Source organism: Dyadobacter subterraneus (genome assembly GCF_015221875.1).
Taxonomy (GTDB): Bacteria; Bacteroidota; Bacteroidia; order Cytophagales; family Spirosomataceae; genus Dyadobacter; species Dyadobacter subterraneus.
Window position 1 is genome coordinate 1,610,022 of the sequence record NZ_JACYGY010000001.1, and the last position, 18,283, is coordinate 1,628,304.

Below are 18,283 nucleotides of genomic sequence, written 5' to 3' on the forward strand. Positions count from 1 at the left end.
AATTCAGGTTTAAATAGAAAATTCAGCCCCGGCAACAGATGCTAACGCTTTATTGTTACTTTTAAGATATGAAGAAAGTATTTCTATTTTACTGGATTTTCTGTTTTTCAGCCGCACAAGCGCAAACGGCTGTCGATAATTTCGACCTTGCAATTTTACAAAAACTAGAAGCCAGCCGCTCTGACGGGCAGACAAAATTCATGAGGGGTATTTCGGATGCAAACAATTATGTCAATGCAGGAATTCCGGCTGGATTGTTTGTCGCTGGCATTATTGATCATAACAAAAGTATGCGGCAAAACGCTTTTTATATATTTAGCAGCACAGCTTGTACAGCAATTTTAAATCATTCGCTGAAAAAAATATTCAAACGGCCAAGGCCTTTCCTCGTTCATATTTCACTCACGCCGGTTTACAAACCGGGTGAATATTCATTACCTTCGGGCCATACCTCGGCATCTTTTAGTACGGCAACATCATTGTCGATGGCTTATCCAAAATGGTACGTCATCGCGCCATCCATGTTATGGGCCGGGACGGTAGGTTATTCCAGAATGTATCTGGGTGTTCATAATCCATCTGATGTAGCTGCTGGCATGGCGCTTGGTGTGGGCACAGCGCTTGGATTAAGTTTTATGAGACATTGAAATGCCGTTCGAAATCTATTTTTAGCTGGCTCACGGATTAATAAATAAGCCAAAAATAGCCGGAAGCCAATAGTATTTGGCGAAAAAGTAGGTTCCGGTCAGAAGAAAACCTGTTACAAAAAGCATAACAAAAGCAGCCATCCAGTTAAATCCTTTACTCGCTCTGCCGCCACCCGACCGGATGAAAAGTTCGGCAACAATCAAATTTGGGATGTAAAAGAAAAAGGACATAACGTTGTCAAAAGGCCCGTTGAATTGTTTCAAATGTCCCAGCCCATCCGTAAGCATAATCCAAAAACCATAATCCATTCTATAAAGCCACGAACCGATCGCCAGTGCATACAATCGTAGTGCCCAGGTGCTGTGTTTCTCAAACCTTCCGGCAACCGCATGGCGATACGTTTCAATACCGCATAATAACATCAAAATTCCGTAAAGAGAAAAACCGATATCCATGACAGTGCCGCCAATGGTTCCCTTTATCACGATGAAAACCAAACCGCCAATGGCTGCAAGCAAACACGACAGCACGTAAATTCTTCCAATCCATTTATGTAAAAACGAATATTTCACTCTCACAGATTCCATTAGCTGGATACTTCCCAAAAGTAAAATAATGCCGCCGCTGGCGAAATGAATTCCTATGCCGCTGGTTTGAACCAATTCGCCTTGCTGATATAATCCGGGAAGTACATTATTCCATTGTCCCATGTTGCCTTCGTACAAAGCCGCAGCGTAAAAAGCGAGTATATACAACCCAAATAAACCTGCACTGACCCAAACGGTGGAAACGAGCAGAAAACCTGTAATGCGCACTGCCCTGGCGTCGCTTTTGTTTATCCTTGCTTTTGGAAGAGATTGTTCAATCATGCTTTTTAAAGGGCGGGAGTATTTGGAATTTATTGACTGGTACCGAAAACAGCCATACTAATCAGACAAATATAACAGTTAAGATCGGGAGGAAAAAGGACAGTTTCTTCCCTGAAATTGAATTTGTTAGAAAAAGCAGCAGCCAGTTATTCGTTGTAATATCAAGCGGTTTTTGAAAAAATTATCTTAATAAGGTAACTATAAAGACAACGAACCAGGCTTTTGCCGTTCAGTAATATTAACAAAGCGGTAATATTAAAGCTGTTAATTTGCAGTGTTTTAGAAAGGAATAAAAAGACCAGCCGGTCAACTTTAAAGTGTAAATGATCATGACAACTTTCACCTCAGATTATCCGGAAGATTTTGCCAGTGAACTGCGGGCAAATAAAGCAAGCGCACGCATTCCAAGAGAAGATGCTGTGACTGATCTTGCCAACAGAGTAGCGCAAATGTCGGACAGCGGTGCTGGTGTTACCAGAATTGATTTGGAAAGATATATGGGGCGAAATGATCTTTTAAGGATCAATTATCTTCAAAGAGGGGTGAACGCTGCCAAAGCCGTTTGCAGGATTTATATTCCTGATCTTTTTGGTGCGCAGGGTGAATGGGGAACCGGATTTTTGATCACGCCAAGATTAATAATTACCAATAATCATGTCATAAAAGACAAATCCGCAGCGGCTCGTGGATTTGCAGAATTTGATTTTGAAGCGGATGTAAATGGCAGGATGAAGGCTAGTAAGACATTCTCGTTTCTTCCTGGCGAATGCTTTATTACAAGTAGTGAAGATGAGCTGGATTTTACCGTCATTGCCGTTGCTGAGCAATCCGAAGACGGCAGCATAACGCTGGATAATTTCGGTTTTTTGAGAATGATCCCTGCCTTGAATAAAATTGATGAAAAAGAATTTGTGACAATTATTCAGCATCCCGGCGGAGGTGAGAAGTATATTGCGGTTCGCGAAAATGAGGTGCTGAAAATTGGGGATTCGTCTGATCCTCAAAAAGATAAACGACTTTGGTATTCAAGTGATACGGCAACCGGATCCTCGGGCGCTCCTGTTTTTAATGATCAGTGGCAGGTTGTGGCGCTTCATCACAGCAGCGTTACCGAGTCAAGAATTGTAGACGGGAATAAAGAGATTCAATTAAATGACGGAACATGGGTGGAGGAAAATGATCTGGCCAAATTTTCGGATGCGGCGATTAAATATATAGCCAACGAAGGCATCCGGACCAGTAAGATAATTGAAGAAATCAGCATTCAGCACGCTGCCGGCGGTGTTGAGCGGTTTACGTTGATTCAGCAGCTTTTGGATGACGTTAATGGAATTATCACCATTGGCGGCTCAAAACCAAAAGAAAGTATTGTCACAGGACAAGATCTGGAAAGGCCAGTAAGCTCCTTGGAAACTTTAACTGACAAAGTAAAGGTTAACCTGCGCGACAAAAAATACTATGACGGCAGAAGTGGTTTTGATGATAATTTTCTTGGATTGAATATTGGTTTGCCTTCAATTAAAAATACAAAAGATATTGCCGCTGTTGATGGTGCTGTGGATAATGTTTTGCGGTATACTCACTATTCGGTTGTGTATAATAAGGTACGAAAAATGGCTTTTTATGCAGCTGTCAACATTGACGGAAGCAAGGCCAACAGTCTGAACCGGGGAACAGATAAATGGTTTAAAGATCCCAGAATCGATTTGAATATTCAGGTAGGCGATGAATTATACGGTTCTGAACCGGGCCGTTTGGGTTCAAAAGGATATTTTGACCGCGGCCATCTGGTGCGCAGGCTGGATCCGGTTTGGGGTGATGAGCCGACCTCAATTCTTGCCAACGATGATACTTTTCACTGGACAAATTGTAGTCCGCAATACTGGCAGTTCAACCAGGGACAGGATCTTTGGCAGGGACTTGAAAATTATATTTTATACAATACAGATCAGGAAGATATATTGGCAAATGTATACAATGGGCCCATTTTTTCTGATGATGACCAAAAACACCGTGGTATTTTGATCCCAAAGTATTTCTGGAAAGTGGTTGTGGTCAAGGATAAAAACGATCAAATTTTTTCTAGTGCTTATGTGGTAGATCAAAGCAAATGGGCGACCAATATTCCTTTTGAAATTATTCCGACAGGCGACTTTAACCATTTTCAAACCACAATAAAAAAACTGGAAAAGCAGACAGGACTTATTTTTTCAGATATTATCAGAAATTCGGATGTGAGAAAGGATAAGGCCGATAAGAATCTGCGTAGTTTGTCAGATATTGATCATCCAAGACGGTAATTGCAGAACGTCCCTATTTTGGTATGGCCTGGAAGTCAGCTATTGAAATACCTTAATTTGTCAAAAAAGCTTTTTAATCCATTTATAAATCCTGTAAACCTTTCAGCCATTTTTCATGAAAAAACCTTCGGGCGTTTTTGTTATTTTATTCTGTAACAATTAACACCCAATAGCCATGAAAATAGAAAAAAGTTATTTCACCGCAACTGCTTTTGCAGCCTTTATGCTCCTGACAGGTTTGAGTACGCATGCTCAGACATTAGCCAAAAATACTGCCTGGCTTGAAAAGCAGCTAAATAAACTGATTATTGAAGACAATAATCACAATGTTGAAAGTAAGAATAAAAAGGTTGTCCCAAAATTTGATTTCAAAGGTTGTCAAATGAATATGGTGCTGGACAGCAAAGATGAAAATGTATCGTTTGGTATGAACATGGCCTGGCAGCTGAAAGATGTCAGGAAGGTAACTTACAAGCAAAATAAAGATGGCCAGTATACATTGATACTCGATGTTCCCGCTGATAAAATCAAAATGAATATGGGTGTTGGCGGATTTTCGGGGTCGTTTAATATGGACGATGAAGATATCAAAGAATCGGGCACCAACAGCTCTTTTAGTCTGGATACAAAAGACGAAGCTTTGGTAAAAGAAATAAAACAAAAATTTGAAGAGTCCGTACAGCTTTGCCGCAAAGCCAAAGGCTGACAAACTGAAATATTACAAGACGATTTTTAAAGGTAGAGATAATTTGAACAAGAGTTCCGGGATCGGGGCTCTTGTTTTTGTATTTAGTACCTTGTCGTTTAGGGAATTATGTTGCTGAATGAATCTTTTATTTACCAGTTTTTCCTTTAATTCCGCCGCGGTTAAAGTCAAAACCGCCTTACACGTATTTTCAATTTTCATGGTAATCTGTTGTTTTAATTTTGAAATACAAATAGGAAGCAGGTAGTGAACACATCAACTAAGTCGCTTCTCTTTTATATTTTCTCAATCCTTAACAAATAATATCGTTATGAAAATTTAAAAAATTACACTGCTGCTCGCCGCCCTGGGCGCGACTTCAATTCTTGTCACCAAAAAGAAACAGGGGATATTATTTCAGTCTAAACACAAGACAACTTTTTGTTAAAATTCTTTCGCAAGGATGACTCTTGCCTTTACGACCAACACACCATTTAATCTTCATTTGCTCACAATAAAATTTTCGCTCATTATGAAAAATTTTACTAAACCAGGAAGAAGGAAAGCAGCTAAAAACGCCGGCGTGGCATCAGGAACAAATATTCTGATCCATCATATGGGAAGTTCAATCACCGTTACAACCAACACGATCACATTTTTGCAGGGATCAGGCAATTATACTTTTATTTACACGGATTCAGGCAAAAGATATCTGGTTTGCAAAACAATGAAACTGCTCTCTGAAAATCTTAAACAGAACTTCATCCGGATTCATAAATCTTTTCTTATCAATTCAGATCTTGTTTTGGAACGTATAGAGGACGACCGGTTACTAAAAATGGCTTGCGGCAGTGAAGTCACTGTAAGTCGCCGGAAAAATAAACAGATAACAAAAATCCTGAATCATTCCAGTTTGCAGATAAGCGCATAAAATTTAAAAACCTGTTGTTTTCAAATGCAGTCTTCCCATCCGGCAGGCTGCATTTTTTTATGGTATCAGTTCATTTTATATTTGAAACTTGCTATTGAAACCGAATTTGACAGGGCAACTTCCACTTTCTGTCGTCAGCTATTATACGATGAATATCGGCAGCTTTAACAGCTTAAAAACTAAATAATTAACTTGTTTTGATATGAAAATTAAACACCTGACTTTTCTTGCACTGGCATTTGCTGCTGGTAATGCTCCTGTTTTTGCACAAAAGGGGAAACCACTTTTTCCCGAGCAGCCTGGTATGGTATCTTATACTTTTCGCAAAAGTTTAGCAAAAGATGCCGCTGCAACGCTGGACACTTTGAAAAGTCTTGGTATTAAAGACATGGAATTTTCCAGTTTGTTTGGTAAAACGGCAGCTGATCTTCGTAAACTTTTAGATGAAAGAGGCATCAAGGCTTCTTCTTTCGGCGTGGGATATGCTGATGCACTTGATAAAACGCAGGAGGTTGGCCAAAATGCAAAAACTTTGGGTGCGAAATTTGTCCGGGTAGCCTGGATTCCTCATCAGGGAGCATTTACACTGGCGATGGCGGAAAAAACGGTGGCAGATTTTAACCAGATCGGTAAACGTCTTAAAGATGAATTCGGTCTTACTTTTTGTTATCATAACCATGGTTATGAGTTTGAAAAATATGAAGATGGGACGTTGATGGACTATATTATTCAGAAAACCGATCCAAAATATGTAAGTTTTGAACTGGATATGTTATGGGCATTTTTTCCTGGCCAGGATCCTGCGGCACTGATCAAAAAATATCCTGGCCGCTTCAAACTGGTGCATATGAAAGACCTTCGTAAAGGTGTTCAGGGAAATATGTCGGGTGGAACGCCAGTTGAAAATGACGTTGCCCTGGGAACAGGCCAGCTTGATATTCCAACGATTTTGAGAGCTGCCAAAAAATCTTCAATCGAACATTTTTATATCGAGGATGAAAGTCCAAGTTACGCCACACAGGTTCCGCAAACCATAGCCTATTTGAAAAGTCTGACGTATTAATTGCAGGTTTTAACCGGGTTTTAGGAAGGATCAAGCCATAAAGTTACCGTTAGAGCAAAAATTTCTGCTTTGACGGTAATTTTATGGTTTAACTTTATCCGGGATTGTCGAAGAGATTGTTTTATCGAAATTTAATTCAATATGGATATCAGTTTTTATGCGCCGCAATGGGGAAATACACTTCCTTTTGATACCTTTTGTAAAAATGTAAAGTCCGCAGGGTATGACGGAGTGGAAATGGGATTGCCATTTGATGAAACAGAAAAACAGGAAATCCTCGCTGTTTTAGCAGATCACGACCTGAAACTTATTGGCCAGTACTGGCAATCCTTTGAGAAAGATTTGAACGAGCATTTGCTCAACTATGAAAAATATCTGCGGAATCTGATCGCAGCTAATCCTGTTTTTATCAATTGCCAGACAGGGAAAGATTATTTCAGTTTCGATCAGAGTAAAACGCTTTTTGATTTGGCCCGCCGGCTTTCGCAGGAATCCGGAATTGAAATAATCCATGAAACACACCGGGGGAAATCTTTATACGCCGCCAATATTACCGAGAATTACCTGACCAGAATTCCGGATCTTCGGATAACACTGGATATTTCGCACTGGTGTAATGTGCATGAATCTTTGCTGGAAGATCAGCAGGAAGCAGTTGATCTGGCCATCGCACACACGGCTCATTTTCATAGTCGTGTGGGGCATTCAGAAGGGCCGCAGGTGAATGATCCCCGCGCTCCGGAATGGTCGGAAGTTCTTGAAACGCATTTGCAATGGTGGGATAAAATTGCTGAAATTCACAAACAAAAGAATCTTCTACTTACGGTAACCACAGAATTTGGCCCGGCTACTTACATGCCCGTTCTTCCTTACACCCGGCTGCCGGTTGGAGATCAGTGGGAGATAAACGTTCACATGATGAACTTGTTAAAGAAGCGGTACCAGGCATTTTAGATTTTATATTGATCGTTTTGAACCGGTTATCGAAACGGGTTTTCCAATTTGAGATATGATAAGTTTGTCTTCCAGATTTTGATTTTTGGCTTCGGCAAGTAATTGTCTCAATGGTTCACCAAGCGGCTCATCTGACAAATCAAAAGTGCCATAATGCATCGGAATGAAATATTTCGCATTCAGTTGTGTAAAAGCTTTGAGGGCATCTTTCGGTGACTGATGATTTGGGCTCATGAACCATTCGGGAGCATAGGCGCCAATGCCCAGAATAGCAAAATCAAAACTTCCAAAAACGTCAGCAAGTTGTTGGTAATGTGTGTCATAACCACTATCACCTCCAAATAAAATACGTTTATTTTCAGCTTCAATAACAAAGCCACCCCAAAGGCGAAGGTTGGTATCAAATAGGCCTCGTTTAGACCAATGCCTGGACGGGATAAAAGTTATATTAACAGGTTGATTATCTGTGTTATATTGTTGATACCAGCCAGCTTCTTCAATATTACCAGATTGTGTAAATTCTTTTACGATTTCTTTCATATGCAGGCCTGTAAGATAGCGGACATCAGGATTTTGTTTAGACAAAATATTCAGACTTTTTTTGTCTAAATGGTCCCTGTGATCGTGTGAAAGAAGTATATAATCCAGGTTAATCAGCCGATGAAAGTCAATTGGAAATTCTGACCTGCGTTTTACGGAAAGTATATCGCCAAAAACAGGATCTGTCAAGATCTTGATGCCATTAACACGGATATAAAACGTACTATGACCGAGCCAGACGATGATATCATCGGATTTTTCAAGCCAGGAATTATCCCTGAAAATTTCAGGGTTCCAGATTTCTGCATGCTTTTGTTTCTTGAAAGGATTTCTCTGAAATTTCCAGCGGAACACATCTGTCATGTTCGCAGAAAAGGTATGATTAAGATTTCTAAACCTGCCATCGCCATCTACCGGCGTTCCTGACCAGTCTTGCGGCGCTTTCGGTGTTTTTAAATCAGGATTATTCAGATATTGACTGGCAGGATTTTTCATGTGTTTGAAATTAGTAGATTGTCTGCCAGTATATTTGGCAAAAATGAAATGAATTTATTGGGCCGTGTAACCGCCATCTATAACAACAGCCTGACCAGTAATTCCACGGGCTTTTTCACTTGCGAGGAAAAGCACATAATCTGAAATTTCCTGAACATCAAGTAATCTTTTCTGCGGAACCAGCGGATAAATAATTTCTTCAAGCGCTTTTTCAAAAGCAATATTTCTTGTTTTGGCTAAATCCGAAAGCTGATTTCTCACCAGTGGCGTATCTACATAACCCGGACAAATAGCATTGACAGTTACCCCGTATTCAGCAGCTTCAAGAGCCGCCACTTTTGTAAGGCCGATCAGGCCATGCTTGGCACTGTTGTATGCAGCTTTTCCGGCAAAACCGACCAGTCCGTTGATCGATGCCATATTAACAATTCGCCCGGAATTTTGTTTTTTCATAACCGGCAGAATATGTTTTATCACGATAAAAGGAGCTGTGAGCATGATTTTTAACAACAGTTCAAATTTTTCCGTCGGAAAAGCTTCGATAGGAGAAATGTACTGAATACCGGCATTATTTATGAGCACATCCAGACGGCCAAAAACATTAAGTGTCTCATCCAGGGTACTTATTATTTCCTGCTCGCTGGTTACATCACAGCACATGCCTACAACGTCAAATCCTTGACTGCGTAAGTCCTGCGCTGCCTGAAAAACCTTTTCTTCATTGGAATCGCTAAGGACAACACCTGCGCCTTGCGCTGCAAATTCCTTCCCTATGGCATAGCCGATTCCGCTTGCCGCACCGGTGATGAAAACTACCTGTTTCTGAATCATATCTTATGAAATTAGCCAAATCAAAGCTAATACTATTTCACAAATCGGGATTTAAAATATTTTTAATTTGGAGATGGCCGTTTAACCATATACAGTTAATAAAATCTTGTATATTACTTCAAATATGCCCACAGTCGAATATGTCGCTTTGTAAAGGAATTAAGAGGGGTGCTTTTTATTCAATATGTTTTACGGCGCTGCTGCAATTAATTCCGTTCATTGCACTTGCGCAAAATAAACCCATTCATTTTAAAAAACTTTCCACTGATAATGGTCTTTCAAGCAACAATGTAAATTGCATTTTTCAGGACAAAAAAGGCTTTATCTGGCTGGGTACCCGAAACGGATTGAACCGGTATGATGGGAGCAAAGTGATCACTTTCCAAAATGATGAGAAGGACCCGTTCAGTCTGAGTAATAATTATGTCACTGGAATTGTCGAAGACCGTACAGGTAATATCTGGGTCTCGACCGTCGGGGGCGGTTTAAATATGTTTGACAGGAACAAGGGTAAATTTTACGCTTACAAGCATGCGGAAAAGGATGATAAAAGTGTTAATACCAATTATATCAGCAGATTAGAAACGGACAAAGACGGAAAACTCTGGCTGGCAACTTCCGCCGGGCTGGATTTATTTGATCCTGCGAGTAAGTCTGTATCCAAACATTTTAGAAATGATCCTTCCAACCCCGAAACCATCAGTGATAACAATGTTTACAGTGTTTTTTGCGACCGGGAGAATAACATTTGGGCAGGAACAGCGCATGGACTAAATTTTCTGGATCGAAAAACCAATTCATTTAAAAGATTTATTTCGGATAAAAACCGATCGTCATTATCGGGAAATGATGTCAGATGTATTTTCCAGGATAATCTGGGCAGAATATGGGTGGGAACATATGGTGAAGGCCTGAATCTTAAATCCGGAGAAAATACTTTTACACATTTTAAAAATGATCCTGCCAATCCTGCATCGCTTTCCAATAACAATATTACCAACATCAGGCAGATCGGGGAAAATCTATATATCGGTACTGAAAATGGCGGACTTAATATCCTGAATCTGGCTAAATGGAGTTTTACGTCATACGTTCATGATGATATTGATCAAAGTAGTGTATCGGCAAATTCGGTTGATTATCTTTTTAAAGACAGGCAAAATAATCTTTGGCTCGGGGTTTATAGCGGAGGAGCAAATGTTTTTGTCAATAGCACCAATTTTGAACATTACCAGCACGGCAGCTCACCAGGCAGTCTTTCGCATAATTTTGTGATTTGCTTTTTTGAAGATTCAGACAAGAATTTCTGGATCGGCACAGATGGTGGCGGACTGAATTTGTATGACAGAAAAACGGAAAAATTTACGGCTTACAAACATACAGAGCACGGGCAAAGTATATCCGGAAATTATGTTTTGGCAATTACCGAAGACAGTCAGCAAAAACTGTGGATTGGTACCTGGGGAAACGGAGTCAGCATTTATGACCGGAAAACCGGAAAGTTTGCCGCCCTGAAACATGATAAAAACCAGGATAACAGTCTACGGAACGATAATATCTACACCATTGCAATTACCCCGGACAAAAAAGTATGGTTTAGTACATACGGTGATGGTCTTGATTCCTACGATCCTGAAACAAAGCGTTTTGAACATCATTTCAACAATCCGGTAGATCCGGTAAGTCTTTGCAATAATATAGTCAACTCTTTGCTGACAGACCGTTCCGGCAAACTTTGGATCGGAACGGAGGATGGAAAACTTAGTTTTTATGATCCCAAAACCGGAAAGTTTATTGCCAAAAATGTTTCGGGAAAAGAAGTTAGTGAAAATCCAATCATTTCAATCACGCAAGATTCTCATGGTATTTTTTGGCTGGCGACTGTCAAAGGCTTGATTCGTTATGATGCTGATAATGAAAAGTTTAAACGATATACTACGGATGATGGATTGATCAATAATTCAACCCAGGCTGTTGTAGAGGATGAGCAAGGAATGCTCTGGATAAGTACAGCCAATGGGCTTTCTATGTTTGATCCGGTGCGAAAAACGTTTCAGCGTTATTCTGCCGGATATGGTTTGCAGGCTTATGAGTTCAAACAAAAATCCGGGTACAGGGATTCTTATGGAAACCTGTATTTCGGTGGTGTAAACGGCTTTAATAAATTCGATCCGCGCAAATTAATTCCCGGAAAACATTCGTTTCCGATTGTATTGACAAATTTGAAAATCTTCAATAAAGACGTTAATATAACTGTCGATGACAGCTCTCCGCTTTACAAAGACATTTCCGAAACTTCTTCGATCACCCTTTCCTATGACCAATCCTTTATTTCACTGGAATTTGCAGCGCTGGATTATACATTTGCTGGTGAGAATTACGCATACATCCTTGAAGGATTTGACAAGGAATGGAACTACGTCGGATCAAATAATTCGGCTGTTTACACAAACCTGCCTCCGGGAAATTATACTTTCAAAGTTAAGGCCCAGAATTTTTCGGGAACCTGGACGGAAGGCACAAATAATTTGTCAATCACCATTACGCCACCTTTTTGGGCAACATGGTGGTTCCGGATTTTGTTTATTTTGCTTTTGGCCTGGCTGATTTATGCTTTTTACAGATACCGGGTAAATTCCATTGTTACCCAAAAAGCAGACCTGGAAAAGCTTGTGGAGCAAAGAACACTTGTTGTAAAAAAACAGGCAGAAGAATTGTATCAGCAGTCTGAATACCTTCAATCCCTAAATGAAGAATTGCAGGCTCAATCAGAGGAATTACGATCCCAAACCGATGAGCTGTTTATCCAGCGCGAGCAAGAGCAATCTGCCAGAGAAGAAGCGGAAAGGGCAAATCAGGCCAAAAGTATATTTCTGGCTACAATGAGTCATGAAATCAGAACGCCAATGAATGGTGTAATTGGAATGACTGCGTTGTTATCCGAAACAGAATTAACGCCGGAACAAAAGGATTATACCCGGACTATTGCAACCAGTGGAGAAGCATTACTCAATGTGATCGACGATATTCTTGATTATTCCAAAATTGAATCGGGAAATATTGACCTGGAAAAACAGGAGTTTGACCTGCGCGTGGTGATGGAAGAAATCATGGATCTTTTCGCCTTGCAGGCATCCAAAAAGAATATCGATCTGCTTTATTTTCTTGAAGATGATCTGCCGGATTATATCATTGGGGACAGTTCAAGACTGAAACAAATACTTACCAACCTGATTAATAATGCTATAAAATTCACTACCGAAGGTGAGGTTTTTGTTCATGTGAAGAAACTTGAAGAAAGTCCGGAGTCTGGTCTAAATCTCGGTTTCTCGATAAAAGATACCGGAATTGGAATCAGGCCGGATCAACTGCCGAATCTTTTCAAAGCATTTTCTCAGGTCGATTCTTCCATAAACAGAAAATATGGCGGTACAGGGCTTGGCCTTGTTATTTGTGAACGTCTGGTTAAAATAATGGGTGGGGAGATTACCATAGACAGCGTATTTGGACAAGGCTCTGTTTTTTCTTTCAATATTAAAACCCCGGCCGGACAAAGGTTTGCGGAGAAAGTTAGGGATAACGCTAAAGTTTCAGAGATTTCAGGAAAAAGGATTTTGCTTGTTACCGGCAGCAAAACCAATCAGATGATCCTAAAAAACTATCTCGACGGGTTTAGATTGGTAACCATTATAGCGTTTTCGGAGTATGAGGCTATAAAAATATTGGAAGACAGTAAACATTTTGATCTTGTTATCACACAAGTAAAACTGACGGGATCTGATGGTTTAGGTCTGGCAAGGTTGCTCAAAAATAATGTGAATGCAACGCCAGTAATTCTATTGCATGCCGCAGGAGATGACACGGCCTTTAAATTCGAGGATTTATTTGTGGGAAGTTTAACAACGCCGGTTAAAAAATCTGCCTTTTTAAATATTATTCACAAGGTTTTGACACATCATAACAATGTTAATCCAAATCTTACGGCAGAGGTCAAAATTCTGAATGATCATTTTTCACATGAATTTCCTCTTAAAATACTTGTAGCGGAAGATAACCTTGTTAATCAGAAGTTTATACAATATGTATTGCAAAAACTTGGCTATCAAATTGTGATTGCTGAAAATGGTATCGAAGTTTTGAAAAAGCTTTCCGAAGAGAATTTTGATGTGATTTTAATGGATATTCAAATGCCGGAAATGGATGGCTTCGAAGCCACCAGAATCATCAGAAAAGATTTTGGCGCAAAACCGTATATCGTAGCTTTAACAGCCAACGCGATGCAGGAAGACAGAAATAATTGTTTGCAGGCAGGAATGGATGATTATGTTGCCAAACCTATCAAACTGGAAGCAATTAAAGAAGTTTTGCAAAAAGCTTACAAAATTGTTTTCAGTAACGGTAAATCAGACTAATAATCGGTTTTTGTCAAAACAACCAGACCTGTTTTTCAAACTCAACAGGACATTGGAAAATATTCTGAATTAATATGGGCAAAAATTTAATACAACATGTATAAAATAAAATTCCTTTATGCGGCTTTGCTTATAATAACTTTCAAAACTTATACGCAGTCGCAAACTCCAACGCCGCAGTGGAGGCCTCAATATCATTTCAGTGCCCCGGCCAACTGGATCAATGATCCTAATGGTCTGCTTTATCTCCACGGTGAATACCATCTTTACTATCAATATAATCCTTTTGAAAATCAATGGGGTCATATGAGCTGGGGCCATGCAACCAGTAAAGATCTGGTTCACTGGAAAAATCTGCCCGTTGCCATACCGGAATTAATTACAAAAGATACCACAACCATGATTTTTTCGGGTTCAGCAGTTTGGGATAAAAATAACACAAGCGGACTTGGAAAAGGGCAGGGACCTGTCGTAGCTTTTTACACCGGACATTTGCCAAAACAAAAGAAGCAGGCTCAATACATGGCTTTCAGCAATGACCAGGGAGCAACTTATACGAATTATCACAAAAATCCGGTCGTTGATATCAACTATGAGGATTTTCGGGACCCGGGTGTTTTCTGGCATGAGAGCAGCGAACAATGGGTGATGGTTGTCTCGCTGGTAAAAGATATGGCGGTACGGTTTTACGGTTCAAAAGATCTTAAAAACTGGCAGCATCTCAGCGATTTCGGTAAGCAGGGCTGGACTAAAAATGATTGGGAATGTCCGTTCATTGTGCCGCTCGCTGTTGATGGAGATCCAAAAAATACCAAATGGGTGATGATGATTTCTTCGGGAGGGCCAAGAGGTCCTTTGATCCAGTATTTTATCGGAGATTTTGACGGCAGGACTTTCAAAAATGACAATACCGCAGATGTTGTTCTTACCAGTGATTATGGCGATTCATTTTACGCTGCTATACCCTGGAATAATGCACCCGACAATAAAAAGATACTTTTAGGCTGGTTGCAGCCGGGTAGAAAAGAAACTTTTCCATGGAAAGGACAAATGTCGATACCCCGTGATCTGTCACTGAAAACAACCCCGGAAGGTATCAGACTTGTTCAATCCGTTTCATCGGTTATTAGCAGTAATCTGGCAACACTTTCTTCGGGAAGGCATGTGAATAAAAATCTGACTGTCGGTGCCACGGAAATCCGGCTGGATGAATCCAAACGGTTTAATACAAACAGCAACTGGATTGAGGCGGATTTTTTTGTTGGGCAAGCAGGTAAATGCGGTTTTAAAATTGCTCAGTTACGAGATGCTTCCGGTAAGGTTATCAAGGAAATTGAAATAGGATATGACGCCAAAAGCAGCGAACTGTATGTTGATTGTACCAAATCTGAAAAGGGTGTGAAGGACGACCGCAATCTCATTCAAAAAGCTTCAATCAAACCTGAAAATGGTAAAATCAAAATACGGGTTCTTTTGGATAAATCTTCGCTGGAAGTATTTGGTAATGGTGGTGAGAAAGTGATTACGACAATGATTTTTCCGGATGAAAAGGCAACCGGAATATCCATATTTTCACAAGCTAAAAATCTGTCAGTCGAAGACCTTAATATTTGGGATTTAAGCAAAAAATAAAAGCGGAAAAGGGAATTTATAATACTTTAATCCCGGCTTTTTTATATGGTTCAAATCTTTCATTCTGAGAATCCATTTCCGTAATGACGTAATCCAGTGACTGGATAGGGCAAACGCGATAGGGTTCAAATGTTTCAAGTTTATCAAAAGTACTGAGCGCTATGGCTGTGGAAGAATGTTCAAGCATGGTTTGTTTGAGCTCGGCTTCCTGCATATAACTGGCCGTAACGCCTTTTTGCATATCCAGTGCACAGATGCCCATAAAGAAAAGATCTGCCTGAAAGTTCCGGACCATTTTAATGGCCTGATATCCGACAATGGTTTCCGATTCTTTCAAATAATGTCCGCCCAAAACAATAAGTTCAATCCCGGTATAAGCGGAAAGAGCAGGTATAATGGCGGTGTTATTCGTAATGACGGTCAGTTTTATATCGGTTGAAAGCAGTGTTACAAGTGTATAAACAGAAGTACCGCCATCCATAAATATGGTTTGGCCTGATTTGATTAAGGTTTGTGCTTTCAAAGCTATAATTTCCTTGTCGTCCTGTAAATGATCCATACGATCCTTGAAAGAAAGAGGATTGTGGGAACGTGGGATAGCGCCGCCACGGATTTTTAGTAAAAGTCCGTTTTCAGCCAGCGTGTCGATATCTCTTCGGATAGTATCTTCAGATACATTTAAATCGATGCTCAATTCACCAAATCCAACTTCATTGTTGTTTTGCAGTTTTTCGAGAATGAAATTAAAACGTTTCTCCCTGATCATATAAAATTGTTTTTGCAATATTATGCAAATTTGCATAATATTGCAAAAAATATCATCCAAAATTAGAATGGAAAACCAGGAAATTATTCACGATAAAAGAGTCAAAGCTGCGAGAAGAGCTAGTTTATTAATTTTTCTTGTCTGCGGAATCGGGCTTTCAAGCTGGGCACCGATGGTACCTTTTGCCAAAATCAATCTCGGACTTGATGATGCCGCGTTAGGGCTCGTGTTACTTTCACTGGGAGCCGGCGCCATATTGACGATGCCTTTCACAGGTTTTTTTATAAATAAATTCGGAAGCAGAAAAGTAATGCTGGTAGCCGCGGTTATGATTGCCATAGCGCTTCCGCTGCTGCTTTTGACAAACTCTGCCTGGGAGCTGGCAGCAGTTCTTTTCATTTTTGGAGCATCCATCGGCTCCATTGATGTGGCGATGAATTCACACGCAGTTTTGGTACAGGAAAAATACGGCCGGCATATTATGTCGTCTTTTCATGGGATGTTTAGTCTGGGCGGCCTTGCTGGTTCTATCGGGCTTGGTTTTTTAATCAAAATGGGCCTTTCGCCTTCTGTGGCTGCTGTGAGCATATCGGTTATGCTAGTCGTTATTGCAGGTAGTCAGTATCAATATCTTTTTGCCAAGGCTGAGGAAAAAAGTGTGGATTCCTTTTCGTTTAGTTTACCCACAGGGCCTGTCGTAGCGCTTGGATTGATGTGTTTTGTTTTCTTCCTGGCCGAGGGTGCTCTATTAGACTGGAGTGCGGTTTTTCTTCAATTCAACAGGAATTTTGAACCTTCGATGGCCGGATTGGGATATGCCGTTTTTTCTGTTTCCATGGCCGTAATGCGACTAACAGGTGATAAAATTATTCATAAAATCGGTTCATCAAAAGTGGTTTTGTATGGTGCGCTGATCGCGGCTTCGGGTTATTTTATAGCTGTTTTCATTCCATGGCCAGGTGCAGCGCTGATCGGTTTTGCATTGGTTGGACTCGGTGCAGCCAATGTGGTTCCCGTCTTTTTTACGGCTGCCGGAAATATTCCTGGTATCGCTCCATCCGTCTCCTTGCCTGCTGTAACAACACTGGGGTATATGGGACAACTGGCAGGGCCAGCCATGATCGGATTTATTGCCGAGGCTTTTTCTCTTCCCATTGCGCTTGGCTTTGTCGGTGTATTGCTTTTGATTGTGGCTTTTACTTATAAAGAAAGTAAAAGTTAAATGACAGTTTTTTAATAGCCTTTTATGTAACAAAAGAATTGGAATATTTAATTTTCGTAAAATAAATTGCGTAGACTGGCAGAAATTTTGTAAAAACTTTAACCTAATTGCAAAATGATCATAGCTACCTACAATGTAAATGGCGTGAACGGGCGATTGCCGGTACTATTGCGCTGGCTTCAGGAAAAACAACCTGATGTTGTTTGTTTGCAGGAATTGAAGGCGCCGCAGGAAAAGTTTCCGGAAAAGGAAATTAATGATGCCGGTTATCATGCAATCTGGCACGGACAAAAAAGCTGGAATGGCGTAGCGATTCTTTCACGAGGGGCTGAACCGCAAGAAGTTCGGAGAGGTTTGCCGGGCAACGACGAAGATGATCAGAGCCGATACATGGAAGCAATAGTCAACGGAATTTTGATTGGCTGTCTGTATCTTCCCAATGGAAACCCGTCTCCCGGACCAAAGTTTGATTACAAGCTGAGATGGTTTGATCGTCTGCATGCCCATGCAGATTATCTCCTTAAAGAAAATGTTCCGGTAGTTTTGGCAGGAGATTATAACGTAATTCCAACCGGATTAGACGCTTACAAACCTGAACGCTGGGTGGAGGATGCATTATTTCGACCGGAAACCAGAGCAGCTTATAAGTCGCTTGTGGATCAGGGATGGATAGATGCGCTAAGGCATCTCTACCCTGATGAGGTGATTTATACTTTCTGGGATTATTTCAGAAAAGCATATGATAGAAATGCGGGACTTCGGATTGACCATTTTCTTTTAAGTCCGCAGATTTTGGATCGTTTGGTTACGGCTGGTGTAGATAAGGATGTTCGTGGTTGGGAAAAGACCAGTGACCACGCTCCGGTCTGGATTGAGTTGAGATGAATTTTGGATTTGGTTTTTTCTTCTATCCTTCTTACAATCCATATAAGTAG

General features: G+C 40.5%; 14 protein-coding genes. 10 read left to right on the top strand and 4 right to left on the bottom strand.

Annotation, left to right across the window (positions count from 1 at the left end; genetic code table 11):
* The first annotated feature begins 68 nt into the window (after positions 1-68).
* Positions 69-647: a phosphatase PAP2 family protein gene (locus tag IEE83_RS06695; RefSeq protein WP_194119841.1), complete on the top strand. Its 579-nt coding sequence runs from the start codon at positions 69-71 to the stop codon at positions 645-647.
* Between the two features lie 30 nt (positions 648-677).
* Here IEE83_RS06695 and IEE83_RS06700 read toward each other — a convergent pair whose 3' ends face one another.
* On the bottom strand, positions 678-1,517 hold the full coding sequence (locus tag IEE83_RS06700; RefSeq protein ID WP_194119842.1) for a DUF2306 domain-containing protein: 840 nt from the start codon (positions 1,515-1,517) through the stop codon (positions 678-680).
* A 329-nt stretch (positions 1,518-1,846) separates the two neighbouring features.
* Here IEE83_RS06700 and IEE83_RS06705 point away from each other — a divergent pair, with 329 nt between their 5' ends.
* The 5 genes from IEE83_RS06705 to IEE83_RS06725 all read left to right on the top strand — a co-directional run bounded on the left by IEE83_RS06705 (position 1,847) and on the right by IEE83_RS06725 (position 7,450).
* Complete coding sequence (locus IEE83_RS06705; RefSeq protein WP_194119843.1) at positions 1,847-3,817, top strand: DNA/RNA non-specific endonuclease; 1,971 nt, start codon at positions 1,847-1,849, stop codon at positions 3,815-3,817.
* A gap of 175 nt (positions 3,818-3,992) precedes the next feature.
* Positions 3,993-4,523, top strand: coding sequence for a hypothetical protein (locus tag IEE83_RS06710; RefSeq protein ID WP_194119844.1), 531 nt, complete (start codon positions 3,993-3,995; stop codon positions 4,521-4,523).
* A gap of 511 nt (positions 4,524-5,034) precedes the next feature.
* The gene (locus IEE83_RS06715; protein WP_228101703.1) at positions 5,035-5,433 is read left to right on the top strand and encodes a LytR/AlgR family response regulator transcription factor; all 399 of its coding nucleotides are present in this window, start codon (positions 5,035-5,037) and stop codon (positions 5,431-5,433) included.
* Between the two features lie 202 nt (positions 5,434-5,635).
* Positions 5,636-6,496, top strand: a complete 861-nt coding sequence (locus tag IEE83_RS06720) for a sugar phosphate isomerase/epimerase family protein (RefSeq protein WP_194119845.1) — start codon at positions 5,636-5,638, stop codon at positions 6,494-6,496.
* A 141-nt stretch (positions 6,497-6,637) separates the two neighbouring features.
* Positions 6,638-7,450, top strand: coding sequence for a sugar phosphate isomerase/epimerase family protein (locus tag IEE83_RS06725; protein ID WP_194119846.1), 813 nt, complete (start codon positions 6,638-6,640; stop codon positions 7,448-7,450).
* Between the two features lie 3 nt (positions 7,451-7,453).
* On the opposite strand, the gene IEE83_RS06730 is transcribed toward IEE83_RS06725, so the two are convergent.
* Together IEE83_RS06730 and IEE83_RS06735 are read right to left on the bottom strand one after the other, a co-directional pair.
* Positions 7,454-8,485 carry an MBL fold metallo-hydrolase gene (locus tag IEE83_RS06730; protein ID WP_194119847.1) on the bottom strand — a complete coding sequence of 344 codons (1,032 nt, stop codon included), beginning with the start codon at positions 8,483-8,485 and terminating at the stop codon, positions 7,454-7,456.
* Positions 8,486-8,539: 54 nt separating this feature from the next.
* Complete coding sequence (locus IEE83_RS06735) at positions 8,540-9,316, bottom strand: 3-hydroxybutyrate dehydrogenase (RefSeq protein WP_194119848.1); 777 nt, start codon at positions 9,314-9,316, stop codon at positions 8,540-8,542.
* A 140-nt stretch (positions 9,317-9,456) separates the two neighbouring features.
* Between IEE83_RS06735 and IEE83_RS06740 the strand changes: the two genes are divergently transcribed.
* Positions 9,457-13,728 carry a hybrid sensor histidine kinase/response regulator gene (locus tag IEE83_RS06740; RefSeq protein WP_194119849.1) on the top strand — a complete coding sequence of 1,424 codons (4,272 nt, stop codon included), beginning with the start codon at positions 9,457-9,459 and terminating at the stop codon, positions 13,726-13,728.
* Positions 13,729-13,824: 96 nt separating this feature from the next.
* Positions 13,825-15,360, top strand: a complete 1,536-nt coding sequence (locus tag IEE83_RS06745; protein ID WP_194119850.1) for a glycoside hydrolase family 32 protein — start codon at positions 13,825-13,827, stop codon at positions 15,358-15,360.
* Between the two features lie 16 nt (positions 15,361-15,376).
* Here IEE83_RS06745 and IEE83_RS06750 read toward each other — a convergent pair whose 3' ends face one another.
* Positions 15,377-16,126 (bottom strand): DeoR/GlpR family DNA-binding transcription regulator, encoded by a 750-nt coding sequence (locus tag IEE83_RS06750; RefSeq protein WP_194119851.1) that lies wholly within the window; start codon positions 16,124-16,126, stop codon positions 15,377-15,379.
* A 67-nt stretch (positions 16,127-16,193) separates the two neighbouring features.
* Here IEE83_RS06750 and IEE83_RS06755 point away from each other — a divergent pair, with 67 nt between their 5' ends.
* Together IEE83_RS06755 and xth are read left to right on the top strand one after the other, a co-directional pair.
* Positions 16,194-17,348, top strand: a complete 1,155-nt coding sequence (locus IEE83_RS06755) for an MFS transporter (protein ID WP_194119852.1) — start codon at positions 16,194-16,196, stop codon at positions 17,346-17,348.
* Positions 17,349-17,462: 114 nt separating this feature from the next.
* A complete protein-coding gene (xth, locus tag IEE83_RS06760) occupies positions 17,463-18,233 on the top strand; it encodes an exodeoxyribonuclease III (RefSeq protein WP_194119853.1) in 771 nt (256 codons plus the stop codon).
* Positions 18,234-18,283: the final 50 nt, after the last annotated feature.